At 71.5% G+C, this 14,129-nt stretch carries 11 protein-coding genes; 3 read left to right on the forward strand and 8 right to left on the reverse strand.

Annotation, left to right across the window (positions count from 1 at the left end; genetic code table 11):
• Positions 1-775: 775 nt before the first annotated feature.
• Positions 776-1,807 (reverse strand): glutamine synthetase, encoded by a 1,032-nt coding sequence (gene glnII, locus IE198_RS07300; protein ID WP_189883954.1) that lies wholly within the window; start codon positions 1,805-1,807, stop codon positions 776-778.
• Positions 1,808-2,026: 219 nt separating this feature from the next.
• Between glnII and IE198_RS07305 the strand changes: the two genes are divergently transcribed.
• Complete coding sequence (locus tag IE198_RS07305; RefSeq protein ID WP_189883956.1) at positions 2,027-2,947, forward strand: Gfo/Idh/MocA family protein; 921 nt, start codon at positions 2,027-2,029, stop codon at positions 2,945-2,947.
• A 191-nt stretch (positions 2,948-3,138) separates the two neighbouring features.
• Here IE198_RS07305 and IE198_RS07310 read toward each other — a convergent pair whose 3' ends face one another.
• From IE198_RS07310 to IE198_RS07320, 3 genes are all read right to left on the reverse strand, one after another.
• On the reverse strand, positions 3,139-3,852 hold the full coding sequence (locus tag IE198_RS07310) for an SCO2207 family protein (protein ID WP_189883959.1): 714 nt from the start codon (positions 3,850-3,852) through the stop codon (positions 3,139-3,141).
• A gap of 114 nt (positions 3,853-3,966) precedes the next feature.
• The gene (locus tag IE198_RS07315) at positions 3,967-5,391 is read right to left on the reverse strand and encodes a hypothetical protein (protein ID WP_189883961.1); all 1,425 of its coding nucleotides are present in this window, start codon (positions 5,389-5,391) and stop codon (positions 3,967-3,969) included.
• A gap of 33 nt (positions 5,392-5,424) precedes the next feature.
• On the reverse strand, positions 5,425-5,787 hold the full coding sequence (locus IE198_RS07320; RefSeq protein ID WP_189883963.1) for an arsenate reductase family protein: 363 nt from the start codon (positions 5,785-5,787) through the stop codon (positions 5,425-5,427).
• A gap of 122 nt (positions 5,788-5,909) precedes the next feature.
• Between IE198_RS07320 and IE198_RS07325 the strand changes: the two genes are divergently transcribed.
• A complete protein-coding gene (locus IE198_RS07325; RefSeq protein WP_189883965.1) occupies positions 5,910-6,176 on the forward strand; it encodes a hypothetical protein in 267 nt (88 codons plus the stop codon).
• 45 nt (positions 6,177-6,221) lie between these two features.
• On the opposite strand, the gene IE198_RS07330 is transcribed toward IE198_RS07325, so the two are convergent.
• From IE198_RS07330 to glnA, 4 genes are all read right to left on the reverse strand, one after another.
• Positions 6,222-7,097 (reverse strand): MOSC domain-containing protein, encoded by an 876-nt coding sequence (locus tag IE198_RS07330; RefSeq protein WP_189883967.1) that lies wholly within the window; start codon positions 7,095-7,097, stop codon positions 6,222-6,224.
• Positions 7,098-7,184: 87 nt separating this feature from the next.
• Positions 7,185-9,791, reverse strand: a complete 2,607-nt coding sequence (locus IE198_RS07335) for an MXAN_6230/SCO0854 family RING domain-containing protein (protein ID WP_189883969.1) — start codon at positions 9,789-9,791, stop codon at positions 7,185-7,187.
• 504 nt (positions 9,792-10,295) lie between these two features.
• The gene (locus IE198_RS07340; protein ID WP_189883971.1) at positions 10,296-11,555 is read right to left on the reverse strand and encodes a S8 family serine peptidase; all 1,260 of its coding nucleotides are present in this window, start codon (positions 11,553-11,555) and stop codon (positions 10,296-10,298) included.
• Positions 11,556-12,013: 458 nt separating this feature from the next.
• Positions 12,014-13,423, reverse strand: coding sequence for a type I glutamate--ammonia ligase (gene glnA, locus IE198_RS07345; RefSeq protein ID WP_189883973.1), 1,410 nt, complete (start codon positions 13,421-13,423; stop codon positions 12,014-12,016).
• Between the two features lie 207 nt (positions 13,424-13,630).
• Between glnA and IE198_RS07350 the strand changes: the two genes are divergently transcribed.
• A complete protein-coding gene (locus tag IE198_RS07350; RefSeq protein ID WP_189883975.1) occupies positions 13,631-14,098 on the forward strand; it encodes an RDD family protein in 468 nt (155 codons plus the stop codon).
• Positions 14,099-14,129 lie beyond the last annotated feature (31 nt).

Genomic DNA, 14,129 nt, shown 5'->3' on the forward strand with positions numbered 1-14,129 from the left:
CTTTCGCGCGGAGGGAGACGGACGTACGTACGTCGTGCGCGTCGGCCGAAGGCCCGAACGGGTTCTGCCCGAGGGGGGTTTCAGAGGGCCGGCGCGTTCACCGCGCGGCAACACACCCGGTCGAAGTCATGGTGCTGCCGGGAAGGCCAGAACGGCTCGAGGTCGCTGCGACCTTCTCCGCTGCTCCCATGAATGCCGGCCATGGGTCCATTCAAGCAGACGTGACGCGCCCGCAGCAGGCCCCTTCCACACGTTGATACGTGACCCGCGCGACGTCGGTGGAGTTTCGGCCCCCGTCTCCGTCGCCTTTGCGCCTGCGCCCATCTGCCCTGGAGGCGAGCAGTTCACGCGCCGATGCCCGCGACGTCGCCGGACGGCCGCGGTCGCGGAAGAGGCCGGAGGCGAGGCGCGGCGAGTGGGCGATGCGCTCGACCGCGGGGCGCGCCTCTGCGGACAGGAGGGACATGGCCGTCAGGGTCCGAAGAGCTGCGGCGCGCGCTACCCACCGGACGTGGCGATCCGGCGGCCCAGGACCGGAGCCGCGTCGTCGGTGCGGCCGGTGATGCGCCGGATCGCCGTGGCCGTGTGCGCCCGGTTCTCACGGGTCGACCCGTACGGACCCGGCTCCCGGCAACCGTGCGGCCTGATCGCGCCCGTACGCGTGCTCAGGAGCCGCCCGGTCGATGTCGTCGATCCCCGCCGGCATGGGCGCGACCCTGTACGAGAAGGGCGCCCGCCGTGCCGGCGGGCGCCCTTCTCCTCATGTTCCGGATGCTCAGACCTGGCCGGCCTTCTCCAGCGCCGAGCAGCAGGTGTCCACCAGCAGGCGGGTCACCACGTACGGGTCGACGTTGGCGTTGGGGCGGCGGTCCTCGATGTAGCCCTTGCGGTCCTGCTCGACCTGCCACGGGATACGGACCGAGGCGCCACGGTCGGAGACGCCGTAGCTGTACTCGTTCCACGGGGCGGTCTCGTGCAGACCGGTCAGGCGGTCGTCGATGCCCGCACCGTAGTTCTTGACGTGGTCGAGCGGCTTGGAGCCCTCGCCGAGCGCCTCGCACGCGGTGATGATCGCGTCGTAGCCCTCGCGCATCGCCTTCGTCGAGAAGTTGGTGTGCGCACCCGCGCCGTTCCAGTCGCCCTTCACCGGCTTCGGGTCCAGGGTCGCGGAGACGTCGAAGTCCTCCGCAGTGCGGTAGAGCAGCCAGCGGGCCACCCACAGCTGGTCCGCGACCTCGAGCGGCGCGAGCGGGCCGACCTGGAACTCCCACTGGCCGGGCATGACCTCGGCGTTGATGCCGGAGATCCCGAGGCCGGCCTTGAGGCAGTTCTCCAGGTGCGCCTCGACGACGTCACGGCCGAAGATCTCGTCGGCGCCGACACCGCAGTAGTAGCCGCCCTGCGCGGCCGGGAAGCCGCCCTCGGGGAAGCCGAGCGGACGGGACCCCTTGAAGAAGGTGTACTCCTGCTCGATGCCGAAGATCGGCTCCTGCGCGGCGAACTGCCCGTACACCTCGGCCAGCGCGGCACGGGTGTTGGACTCGTGCGGCGTCATGTCCGTGTTGAGGACCTCGCACAGCACCAGGATGTCGTCACCGCCGCGGATCGGGTCCGGGCAGCTGAAGACCGGCTTGAGCACACGGTCCGACGCGTGTCCCTTCGCCTGGTTGGTGCTGGAGCCGTCGAAGCCCCAGACGGGCAGCTCGGCGAGGCCCGCCGGGGCACCCGTCATGATCTTCGTCTTCGAGCGAAGCTTGGCGGTCGGCTCGGTGCCGTCGATCCAGATGTACTCAGCCTTGAAGGTCACGGGGTCTCATCCTTTGCGGGTGCAGCGGTATGCGGCGAAGCTTGGCAATTCGCGATTTCCCGGCCGTTGCCCGCTTGTGAACCCCGCGTTACGCGCGGTACCGGCCGGTCACGATCCATCCGTTCGCCCGGCCCCGGGTCGGGGGAAACCCATCACCCCTGACCGCCGCCTCCTCCGGGACTCTCCGGCGCCGCGACACCGCCGTGCACACTGGTGCGCATGACGAAGCAGACGCAGCAACTGCGTATCGGGCTCATCGGCGCAGGGCCGTGGGCTGGGATGACGCAGGCACCGGCGCTGGCCGGGCACCCGGACGTCGTGTTCAGCGGGGTGTGGGGGAGGCGGCCCGACGCGGCTGCGGCGCTCGCCGATGCGCACGGAACGGCGGCGTTCACGGGTGACGAGGGCATCGACGCGCTGTTCGCGATATGCGACGCGGTCGCCTTCGCCGTGCCGCCGGACGTTCAGGCTCCGCTCGCCGCCAGGGCTGCCGCGGCGGGATGCCATCTGCTGCTGGACAAGCCGGTCGCGACCGATGTGGCCGCGGCGCGGACGGCGGCCCGTGCGGCCGGGGACGCCGGGGTGGCGTCGGTGGTGTTCTGCACGCTGCGGTTCGCCTCGGAGACGGCCCCGTGGGTGGCCGAACAGGGCGCCGCCGACGGGTGGTTCACGGCCCACGCGCAGTGGCTCGGTTCGCTGTACTCGGACGGTTCCAACAGCCCGTTCGCGGCGTCGCCGTGGAGGCGGGAGAAGGGCGGACTGTGGGACGTCGGCCCGCACGCCCTCTCGGCGCTGATCCCTGTCCTCGGCGATGTGACAACGGTGTCGGCAGGCCGTGGACCCGCCGACACCGTGCATCTGGTGCTCCGGCACGCCTCCGGCGCGTCCAGCACCGTGACGCTGGGCCTGAGCGCGCCGGGGAAGGCGGCCGGCACGAGCCTGGTGCTGCTGGGGGAGCAGGGGAGGGTGGAGCTGCCCGACGGCTGGGGCGATCCGGTCGCCTCGTTCCGCGCCGCGGTGGACGCCCTTCTCGAGGCCGTACGCACCGGGAAGCCGGACGCGTGCGACATCCGCTTCGGGGTGCGGCTCACGGAGATCCTGGCGGAGGCGGAGGAGCTGCTGCTGCGGGCGGCGCCGTAAGGGAGAGGGAAAAAGTCGTAGCCGCAGGGCCGGCGGGGGCGTTACCGGGGCCTGCGGCTACGACGGCACGGGGCCGCCGGGTTGTGACGCTGCCGTCGCCGCCGGGTGTGCGGCCCGGCGGCCGCTCCTCCTGGGACAGTGGAAGGGGGAGCTGCGGCGGCATGCGTCCTGGACTCCGGCGGCCGGCCCGGTCAGCCGACGCGCTCGATGCGCGCGTTGCGGATGAGGAACTTGCCCGCCTCGCGTACCTGCTCGAAGGCCGCGTTGTTCAGCAGGGCGCAGCTGCCGGAGACCGAGGTGACCTCGACGGTCGTGGACTTGTCGTTGTCCAGGTTGGTCACCTTGAGCTGGGTGCCGACGGGGAACTGGTTGCTGGAGGCGGCGGGTGCGCCGCCCTCACCGGAGAGCGTCACGGTCGAGCCGGCGCAGACGACCTCGCCCGTGGCAGCGCCGCCCGCGTTCCCGCCTGCTTGCTCGCCGGCGCCTGCTTCCTGGCCGGCGCCTGCTTCCTGGCCGGCACCCGCTTCCTCGCCGGCGTTTTCGCCGCCCTGCTCCGCGCCCTCGTCTGCGGGCGCTTCCTCGGCCGGGGGCTGCTCGGCCGCCGGGGGTGCGGCCGCCTGGCCGCCGTCACCGCCCGCGGCACAGCCGGCCGCCTCCTGCTGGACCTTGATCTGCGCGATCACCGCCTCCCGGTTGGCGATGCGCGCCGCCGACTGGGCGTCCGGGTTGGCCTGTTGCCCGGCGATGAAGTTCTCGTTGTTGCTGATCGCCTGGGCAAGCCCGTCGCAGGCCCCGGAGGCATTACTTGTCCCGGTCATGACAATCGCAGTGCCGCCGACCATGGCCGCGGCGCCGACGAGGAGGGCGATCTTCTTCTTGCCGCTGAGGGTCTTCTTGCGTGACACGTAAGGGCTCCTGTCCCCGGCCGCGGGGGCGGCCGGATGGTTCCTTGTGCCCTTACGTACGAGTAGCCGCCATCGAGTACTCAGCCGCCCCACGCGCCTCTTCCTTAACTTTCTTTAAGGTGACGAAGGGCCGGCAGACGTGTGTCCCGTCTGCCTGGGCACGCCCACCTCGTCGAGCAGCGCGTGCATCTCGCCCGCGCTCAACCGGGGACTGGCCGCCGCTGCATGCACCGTCTCCGGCTCCGCGAGCAGCTCCCGCACCCGGGCCGGAGCCAGCCGTGGATCCCGGGCCGCCTCGGCACGTACCGCGGCGACCGGGTCGCGGCTGAGCCGGTCGATCTGCGCCAAGGTCGCGTCCGGATCGCGTACGACGAGTGCGCGGGCCCGGGGGTCCGCGGCGTCGTTGAAGCGTGCCGCGAGGCCGGTGCTCGGGAACTGCGGTTTGGCGATAAGCATTCCGACCGCCCGATGGCTCCCGTGCAGCCAGAGGTCGAGCAGAAGCTCCGCGGGCGCCGCCGGGTGGTACTCGGCGAGCAGCAGCCGTACGGCGAAATCCTCGTCGTCCGAGAGGAGTTCGACCATGTCGTCGGGCAGTCCCCGGCACACGGCGGCACTGCGGCGCAGCCAGACGTGCCCGGACGTCGCGCAGCGGCGCAGGACCTCGGGGTCGTCGCGGGCGTCCCACACCCAGCGCAGGGTGGCGAGCCGGTCCTCGGGGTCGACCGCGTGGTCGATCGCCGCGCGCTCCTCCTCGGTCAGGCCGGGACGTGCCGACACGGCGAGGCGGACACTCGGGTCGTCGTCGACGGCGAGCTTCGCCACCAGGTCGGCGGGGAGCGTGGGATTCAGGGCCAGCTTGGCGATCCACGGCCGCTCCGCGACCATCCGCTCCGCCACTTCCCTGGTGAGCGCGCCGCTCTCCAGCACCTCGCCGAGCCGCCCGTCGCCGTGCAGCCGCCCGACGAGCTCCGTGGTGAGTTCCTCGTCGCCCCGGAAGACATGGAGGGCGGCCGCCGTGCGGACGTCGTCGTCCGCGTCCTCCAGCAGCGACCGGCGGGCTGCCTCCGGCAGCTCGTCCCAGGCGCGGCAGGCGGCCACTCGGTAGGACCACTCCTCGTGATCGGCGAGCGTCGCCGCGATGTGCGGCGGCAGATACCCGAAGCGCACCAGCTCGTACCTGACGTATTCCCGCGGATGCTCGAGCAGCCTCTCGTACGCCCAGTCGGGCAGCGGCGGCGCCGCTGCCCGATACATCATCGGCCCGTGTGCCAGTACGAACGCGTCGCCCGGATGACCGTCGAGCAGCCGGGCGCGCTGCTCCGGATCGGCGTGCCCGCTCTCGCCGTAGAGCGATCGAATACGACGGTCGGGATGAGTGACGACGGCGTCGACGACATCCTGCGGCAGGTCCTTGCGCCACACCACGATCCGGACGATGTGATGGATGTCCTCCACGCCGAGCAGCCGCAGCAGCACACTGCTCGGCGCGGCCGGATTCCCGGCGAGACCCTCCAGAACCCCGTCCCTGCGTCCCGTCATGGCTACCCCTCGCCCTCTTGCCCCTCGTTACCGTCAGCCGCGCGCCATCGCGTCCCGTACGGCCTCCTCCGTACGCCCCACCACCGCCGAGCCGTCCTCCGCCGTGATGATCGGGCGCTGGATGAGCTTCGGGTGCTGCGAGAGCGCCGCGATCCATTTGTCGCGGGAACCGGCCTGTCTGGCCCAGTCCTTGACGCCCAGTTCCTTCGCGACGGCCTCTCCCGTGCGGGTGATGTCCCACGGCTCGAGGCCGAGGCGCTCGAGGACGTCGCGGATCTCGTCCTCGGTCGGTACGTCCTCGAGGTAGCGGCGCACGGTGTATTCGGCGCCCTCCGCGTCGAGCAGGTCGATGGCGCTGCGGCACTTGGAACAGGCGGGGTTGATCCAGATCTCCATGCGCTCCACGGTACCGTCCGCGGAGCCCTCAAACGCCGTCTGGCCAGGGGAGATTGTCAGTGCCCGCCGGTAGAATGAACAGTAGTTCGGGATGGTCCCGCCACCGCGCCAGGAGGTTGCCGATGGCCGTTGCCACACTCACCACGAAGCCCCTGACCCCGCCCAAGAAGAAGCCGCTCCCGGCCGGACAGCCGCGCGAGTGGTACGTGTCCCACAACCGCCGGCTGAAGGCGATGCGCCTGGCGATCGCACTGCTCGACTCCGGCGTCTACCACCCGGCTACCGCCGACAACCGCCGTATACGGGGGACGGCGGAGCGCATCGGTGTCCACGCGCCGTCCGACACGACATGCCGGATGGTCAGGGCGCTGATCCGATACGGCCGCTGATCCGTTACGGCCGCCGAGCCGGCCCCGGTTGCTGAGCCGGCCGGTTCATGAGGCGGGGCGCCGGGGATCCGGCGCCCCGTTCTCGTACCACTCGGCGAGCACCGCGTCCCCGACCGCCAGCGTGCCCTCGCGTACCACCGCCGCCTTGGCCCCGAAGCTGACCTTGTTGTCGTACGCGGGCTCCCGGCGGTACGTGGCGAGCGTACGCACCGGTTCCGGTCCCGCCCGCAGTCCCGTGCGCTGGTCCACCAACGGCACGGCGCAGCGCATCGCCCTGACGGAATGGGCCAGTTCGACCGGCCCGTCCGCCCCCGCGAACTCCAGCCGCCGCATCAGGTCCTCGTCGTGGGGCTGCGCGCAGCCGTCCAGCACGATGTTGGCCCGGAAGCGGTCCATCGGCACCGGCTTCCCGCCCGCGGCCTCGATCCGCGCGTTCAGCCCGTCGAGCGAGGCCTGCGACACCACGAGCACGGCGTGCGCGTCCGCGAAGCCGACCTTGCCCGGCGTCTCGCCCCAGCCGTCCCGGTCGAAGCCGTCCGGCACCCGCACCAGCCGCAACTTCTCCCCGAGCACGTCGGAGAACCACTCGGCGGCTTCCTCCCCCTGGTCCGCGGCGTGCCCGACCGGCTTGTCGAACAGGCTCACCGGCCGCGGCTCGCCCTCCGGGTCGACGGCCACGACCAGGCTCTCGGTGCCCTGCGCGCTCAGCCGCAGAGCCCGCCCGCCGTCGACGACCTCGGGCCGGACCGCGGCCATGGCCGGCAGCCCCCGCTGACTCCGGAACGCCCCCTCGACGGTGTCGACGACCATGAAGGTCCGGTCGTGCTCCAGCCCCATGGCCCCCACCCGGGCCGACTCGACGTCGGTTCCGGCGCAGCCCTTGACCGGGTAGTACGTCAGCGTCTGCACAGTGATCCCCATGCGGCCCGATCGTACTGCCTGCCCGTATTCCGCCCCCTCGTCCCGCCCGGGCGCGGTGGACGCCGCCCCGCCCCGGCCCCCCGCCGCTCAGCGCGGCGCCAGCGCCGCCACCACGTCAGCCGCCGTCAGCAGCCGGACCTTGTCCGCCTCGAGCGCGCCGGGGTGCAGGGCGTACACCTCGCTGCCCGCGGGCAGCGGCAGATCGCCGCGCACGAGGTGCGCGAGACCGGCCGACTCCGGGGCTGCGGCTCCCGGCGCGTCCGTGTCCGGTGTCCCGATGCGGGCGGCGAACGCCATGACCGACTCGTCCTCGCGCCGCCTGTAGCAGGAGAAGGACCCGTCGTGCCGGCGGAAGAAGACCGTCGCCGCCCGCACCGCCGACCGCCAGACCGCGAGCTCGCCGAGACCGACGCGCGCGCCCGAGGCGAACAGGTCGGTCAGGCCCTGCCCCAGGGTCGCCAGCACGTTCTCGTGACGCCACACGGCGTGCTGGGACCCGGTGACCCCGTGGGTGACGTCCAGCCAGCGCATGGTGCGCGCCGACACGTCGATCACCAGCGGCACGGCGGACTTCGAAGCCCCGGTCAGGTCGAAGCGCTGCTCCACCGCCCTCGGGTCGAACACCGGCCCGGAGTTCCCCGCCTCGTCCCGCGCCATGAGCCCCGCGAAACCCTCCGCCAGCTCCTCGAAGGGAACGTTGTTGTACGAGTAGACGACCGCGACGACGTGCCGGACCCCGGCCTCGGCAAGCAGCTCCAGATCCAGGTCGACGAACTCGCTCGCCCCGGTGGGCGGCGGCGCACTCTGCAGGTCGCCCGAGTGCACCGCCGCCGAACCCCGGTAGCGCAGGCCGGTGTACGAGCACGAGCCGACGGGCCGCCACTCGGCGTCGAACATGGCGGCAGACAGGTCGAGATCCACGGTCCCGGAGGTCTCGGACTCCATCCAGTGCAGGAACAGCCGTACCGTCCGCCCCTCGGGCAGCGCCAGTTCACTGCCGCGCGGCAGCGTCACGAGCGCCCGCGCCGCGGTCCGCTCGGTGAACGGCGCTATGACACCGCCGAGTTCCGCGTCGACCACCGCGACATCCACGGGCTCGCCGGCGTCACCCGCCCGCCGCAGGAGCTCGGCGGTGAGCACGCCGACCGTGCGCTCCACCACGCCGTCGGACAGCGGCAGCCGTTCGTCGTCGGCCAGGTGCGTCCTCGCGCTGCCGCCCTTCGGGAAGAACACCCGCGCCGGACGGGCACCGCCGGGGGTACGGATTTCACCGAGCGCGGACAGCAGCACCGCCGGAGCCACCCGGGGCACCGCACGCTCCAGGGCGTCGAGCACCGCGTCCGCGTCCTTGCCGGCCAGCCGCAGCATATGGTGCAGCCGCCGCACCAGCTCACCCGGGCGCTGCGCCAGCAGCGCCACCGCCGAACCCGTGTCGGCGCGGCCCAGCGCCGCCTCCACCTCACCGCTCCAGCTGCGGACCGTCACGGCCGCACCGGAGGCGTCGATCCGCCCCGTACCCTGCGCCGCCTCACGCAGCACCGTGGCCAGCCGGCCGTCGTCGGCGAGCCGGGTGCGGCGCACGGCGGCGAAGGCCAGCGCGGCACGCGGATAGCGGCTCGCGTACTCGAAGGGGTGCAGCACCTCGGCCGCGTGGATCCACAGCCCGCGGTGACGGCGCATGTCCTCGGCCGCGAGCGCCGGGTCGAGCCCGTCGACGATCGCGAGCAGCGCACGCCGCAACGCCCGGGGCACACTCGTCAGCCGCGGTACGCGCACCAGCCCCGCGTCGCCGCCCGACCGCACCGCGAGCAGCCGCAGCACGTCGGTCGCAGTATCGACGAGGCGGGTGGCGAACGGCAGCGTGACCGGGTGCGCGTCGGCGTCGGCGAGCATCCAGGCCAGCAGCCGCGCCTTGACCTCGCGGCCCGGCACGGTCGCGGGCAGCCGGTCGAGATCCGTACGGCTCCGGGTCAGCAGCAGGGCGTCCAGGTCGTCCGCCTCCTGGGGGCCGAGCGCACCGGTACGGGCCAGCAGCATGTCGAGCTCACGCCCGGCATCCGCCTCCCGCGCGGCGAGGTCCCCGCCGAGGGTGATCACCCGCAGACGCACGGGCAGCGCCCGCCGTCGGGCGGGCAGCCGGTCGACCAGGCGCGGACGCCGGGGTCTCAGAAAGGGGTCGTCCGCGTCGATCCGGCGCTCGCAGATCGGGCAGGCGGAGAAGTCGGCACCGTCGAAACACTTTCCGCACACCAGGTGGGCGCAGGGGGACACGGGCAGCACATCGCCGGCCGTACCGCACAGGACGCACGGCTGGTCCGGGTGCTGGAAGAGCAGCACCAGCATCCGGTCCACGAAGTGCCGGTACGTGTCCGCGGGCGTGCTGTCGGGGAATCGGCGCAGCAGCGGCACATGCGGCCGGTCGGCGCCGAGAGCCCGGTCGAGGTCCGCGAGCAGCTCCGTACCGGTCGCGGCGAGCACCTTCGGCTCGAGCCCGACGAGCGCGGCCCGCAGCGACGCCCCCACCAGGTAGCCGCGATCGAGCAGGTCGGCCTCGAGCAGCGCGACACCGGCCCGACTCTCCAGGGTCGCGGCCTGCCGTGGCCCGGCGACGTACAGCGCGCCACGGCGGTCCAGCAGTACGGCGGTGAGCGTACGGGCGACGGAAGCGGTACCTGCGTCCTTGGTGGTGACCATTGTCCTTGTCTTCTCTTCCAGACCCGGCCGGCAGGTGTGCCGTGCGCGGATGTGTCTGGGGGCTCGGCCGGGCGTCGATGCCGGCACGTCGAGGCGCGGGGCGGGAATGGAGTGCCCTGTTTCGTCATAAGAAGGGGAGAAGGAAGCACACTCGGGAGCCGCCCCGCGCAGAAGAGACGCTAACAGCGGCCCCCCACACGGCACATGTGATTATTCGACGCACCGGTCGGGCCGCGGCCGCCTACGACGGGTGTACAGCGCCGCAAGGGGCGACCGCGAAGGCCAGGAACCGGTCGTCGCTGCGCCGAGACGAACGCCAAGGGCCGCCACCCCGGTACGGGATGGCGGCCCTTGCTGCTGCACGTACCTGCGCGGTCGGTTCGGGTGGAGCGCTGCTCGCGGCGTCTTGGCAGAAGCAGCGCGGCGTGGGCCCGCACCGGCATCGGTGCGCGCCCACGCCATGGGGCGGATGACCGCCGTCAGAAGGACGCCGGATGACCGCCGTCAGAAGGACGCGAGTCTGAGCAGACGCTCCTTGGTGCCGTCGCCGTCCTGCGAGGGCCAGGTCCAGTCGAGGCTGCCGGTGCCCTGCAGAGCCGTCTTGACGCTCTGCGGCAGTGCGCCGGGGTGGGTGGCCCGGTACAGCGCTGCGCCGCCTGCGACGTGGGGCGCGGCCATCGAGGTGCCGGACAGCGTGGTGTAGCCGCCGCTGTTGGACGTGGAGCGGATGCACACGCCGGGAGCGATCAGGTCGACGTCGGAGCCGTAGTTGGAGAAGTCGGCGAAGGTGTCGTCCTGGTCGTTGAGGCACGTCGGCCGGCCGAGACCCCCCGGCTTGCCGTCGAAGTCGGCCAGGGCGCTGACGGTGATCACTTCGTCGTACGCGGCGGGGATCATGTTCTTGGCGTCGGCGTGGTCGTTGCCGGCCGCCACGGTGTAGGTGACGCCCTTGGCGACGGAATTGCAGATCGCCTGGTGCATGGCGTCGTTGTTGCTCTTGCCGCAGTTGCCGTCGTCGGTGCCCGCGCCGCCGAGGCTCATGTTGGCGACCTCGATCTCGTCGGCGTGCTGGGTCACGTAGTCGATGCCGCAGATGACCGCCGAGGTGGTGCCACTGCCCAAGGGGTCGAGCACCTGCACCGGCCAGAGCCGGACGCCCGGCGCCGTGCCGACCACCCCGGTGCCGTTGTCCAGGGCGCCGATGGTTCCGGCGACATGCGTGCCGTGACCGTGCCAGTCGGAGGGAGGCAGGATGGGCAGCCAGCAGTTCTTGCCGCCGGCCCGGTGCACATTGAGATCGGGGTGGTTCGGGTTGATCCCGGTGTCGATGACGGCGACATCGGCGTTCACCCGGGTGTCGACACCGTCGATGGCCGCTGTGGGGCTCTTGTCTGCCTCTGCCCGGTCCACACCGGTCGGGACCGACTGAGCGGTGGCCTGTACCCGCCGGTCGGGCTCCACCGAACGCACCCGCGGGTCGTCCGCGAGCGTGGCCGCGACGTTCGGGCTCATGGACGCCGCGTAGCCCTGGAGGGCGTAGCGGTACACGTGCTGCACATCGGCACCCAGGGTGGCGGCCTGCTCGACAGCCGCGTTCACAGCCGCTTCCACGCCGGCAGCGTCGGCAGCGGCTGCGTCCTTGAGGGTCACGATGTAACGGCCGGGGACCTGGTCGGACTGCGGAGGCGCCTGGGCCACCGCCGGGGCCAGTGGTACGGCGGCAAGAGCGAGCGCGAGGAGGGCCACAGGGAAGATTTTGGGCATCCCAGACCTTTCTTGAGGCATTGAGACCGGAGAGCAACGCCGTGTTCCGGACAACTTTTCGTAGCTGTACGTTTAGCTACCGCGCTCACAGCTAGCAGCTTCGCGCCGGTGGCCGCAGGCCGACATCCGGCGTTCACCGGATTCCCTGACCCGCTGTCAACCATGTGGTCCTGTGGCGCCCCCGCTGCCGGTCGCAGCCCGCACCCCGGGTCTTCGGCGTCTGAGAGCACGAGGGCCGAGCCGGGCCGGCCCCCGGGAGACCGGTGGCGGCTCGGCCCGGCCGGGGCAGGAGCGCGACAGTACGGACCGACCGCCTGGGCATACCCGCTCGCGCAGCCGCTGCCGCGTGGGGGCGCGCCAAACGACCGTCGGCCGTGTCTTCCTGGAGCGGAAGAACACGGCCGACGGTCGTTCAAGCGGCACAGGCGAGCGGTAATCCGCTCTGACCCGCGGCGATCTTAGATGTCGAAGTACAGCTCGAACTCGTGCGGGTGCGGACGCAGCTGGATCGGGGCGATCTCGTTGCTGCGCTTGTAGTCGATCCACGTCTCGATCAGGTCGGACGTGAAGACGCCGCCCGCCTGCAGGTACTCGTTGTCGTCCTCGAGGGCGTCGAGGACCGCCGGGAGGGAGGTCGGGACCTGCGGGACGCCCGCGTGCTCCTCGGGGGCCAGCTCGTAGAGGTCCTTGTCGATCGGCTCGGCCGGCTCGATCTTGTTCTTGACGCCGTCGAGGCCCGCCAGCAGCAGCGCAGAGAAGGCCAGGTACGGGTTGGAGGACGGGTCCGGGGCGCGGAACTCGACGCGCTTGGCCTTCGGGTTGGAGCCCGTGATCGGGATGCGCATGGCGGCGGAGCGGTTGCGCTGCGAGTAGACCAGGTTGACCGGGGCCTCGAAGCCGGGGACCAGGCGGTGGTACGAGTTCACCGTCGGGTTGGTGAAGGCCAGCAGCGACGGGGCGTGCTTGAGGATGCCGCCGATGTAGTAGCGGGCGGTGTCCGAGAGACCCGCGTAGCCCTGCTCGTCGTAGAACAGCGGGGCGCCGCCCTGCCACAGGGACTGGTGGACGTGCATGCCCGAGCCGTTGTCACCGAAGATCGGCTTCGGCATGAAGGTCGCGGTCTTGCCGTTGCGCCAGGCGACGTTCTTCACGATGTACTTGAAGAGCATCAGGTCGTCGGCCGCGGCGAGCAGCGTGTTGAACTTGTAGTTGATCTCGGCCTGGCCGGCGGTGCCGACCTCGTGGTGCTGGCGCTCGACCTGGAGGCCGTTCTTGTCCAGCTCCAGGGAGATCTCGGCACGCAGGTCGGCGAAGTGGTCGACCGGCGGGGCCGGGAAGTAACCGCCCTTGTAGCGGACCTTGTAGCCGCGGTTGTTCTCGAGCGCGCCGGTGTTCCAGGCGCCGGCCTCGGAGTCGATGTGGTAGAAGGACTCGTTCGCCGAGGTCTGGAAGCGCACGTTGTCGAAGACGTAGAACTCGGCCTCGGGGCCGAAGTACGCGGTGTCGGCGACGCCGGTGGAGGCCAGGTACGCCTCGGCCTTCTTGGCCACGTTCCGCGGGTCACGGCTGTACTGCTCGCCGGTGATCGGGTCGTGGATGAAGAAGTTGATGTTGACCGTCTTGTCGCGGCGGAACGGGTCGACGCGGGCCGTCGACAGGTCGGCACGCAGCGCCATGTCGGACTCGTGGATCGCCTGGAAGCCGCGGATCGACGAGCCGTCGAAGGCGAGCTCCTCGGCCGGGTCGAACGCCGCTGCCGGGATCGTGAAGTGCTGCATCACGCCAGGCAGGTCGCAGAAGCGGACATCGATGAACTTGACGTCCTCGTCCGCGATGAACTTCTTGACGTCATCGGCGTTCTGGAACATCCAACTCCTCCTACTCCCACCCGGGAGGGGCGGGGTTGTAGCTCGTCCGTGAGGCCAGTGCGGTGGCACACGCTGGTTTCGACCGTAGGCGGACGGCATTTCTCCAGCATGACCCATTTGTTTCGACGAAGTTAACCGGCCGAGGGTCACCCTGTGGGAACGGCCCCGGGCGCAGGTGGGTGAAACGGGGCCCAGTACCGTGGACGGGTGGACAACAGGCAAGCAATCGGATCGTGGCTCTCCGGGCCCCGCGCGGCCGCGGAGGACATGGGTGTCGACTTCGGATACCGGGGGCAGCGGCTCGGGCTGCCGGAGCAGGGGCCGGGCTCCGTCGCCCCCCTCGGGCGCCGCTTCGGAGCGCTCTTCGTCGACTGGGGACTGTGTTTCCTGATCGCATACCAACTGTTCGCGGGGCGTGATCAGCAGGCGGCCGGCAACTGGGCGCTCGGGATCTTCTTCGTCCTGAGCGTGCTCACCGTGGGTACCGTCGGGTTCACACCAGGCAAGCGACTCCTCGGCCTGCGGGTCCTCTCCGAGAACGGCGGCCGCCTCGGCGTCGGCCGCGTCCTCGTGCGCAGTGTGCTGCTGTGCCTGGCGATCCCGGCGCTCGTCTGGGACCGGGACGGGCGCGGCCTGCACGACCGTCTCGCCCGGGCCGTGCAGGTGAGGATCTGACGCTCGGCGCAGCGACATGAGGCGGGGCCCG

This window comes from Streptomyces xantholiticus, assembly GCF_014651015.1.
Taxonomy (GTDB): Bacteria; Actinomycetota; Actinomycetes; order Streptomycetales; family Streptomycetaceae; genus Streptomyces; species Streptomyces xantholiticus.

What these genes read in the sequence shown, in the direction of transcription:
- IE198_RS07305 (WP_189883956.1), top strand. Translation starts at nt 2,027, where the DNA reads ATGACGAAGCAGACGCAGCAACTGCGTATCGGGCTCATCGGCGCAGGG.
- IE198_RS07315 (WP_189883961.1), bottom strand. Translation starts at nt 5,391, where the DNA reads ATGACGGGACGCAGGGACGGGGTTCTGGAGGGTCTCGCCGGGAATCCG.
- IE198_RS07320 (WP_189883963.1), bottom strand. Translation starts at nt 5,787, where the DNA reads ATGGAGATCTGGATCAACCCCGCCTGTTCCAAGTGCCGCAGCGCCATC.
- IE198_RS07325 (WP_189883965.1), top strand. Translation starts at nt 5,910, where the DNA reads ATGGCCGTTGCCACACTCACCACGAAGCCCCTGACCCCGCCCAAGAAG.
- IE198_RS07330 (WP_189883967.1), bottom strand. Translation starts at nt 7,097, where the DNA reads ATGGGGATCACTGTGCAGACGCTGACGTACTACCCGGTCAAGGGCTGC.
- IE198_RS07335 (WP_189883969.1), bottom strand. Translation starts at nt 9,791, where the DNA reads ATGGTCACCACCAAGGACGCAGGTACCGCTTCCGTCGCCCGTACGCTC.
- IE198_RS07340 (WP_189883971.1), bottom strand. Translation starts at nt 11,555, where the DNA reads ATGCCCAAAATCTTCCCTGTGGCCCTCCTCGCGCTCGCTCTTGCCGCC.
- glnA (WP_189883973.1), bottom strand. Translation starts at nt 13,423, where the DNA reads ATGTTCCAGAACGCCGATGACGTCAAGAAGTTCATCGCGGACGAGGAC.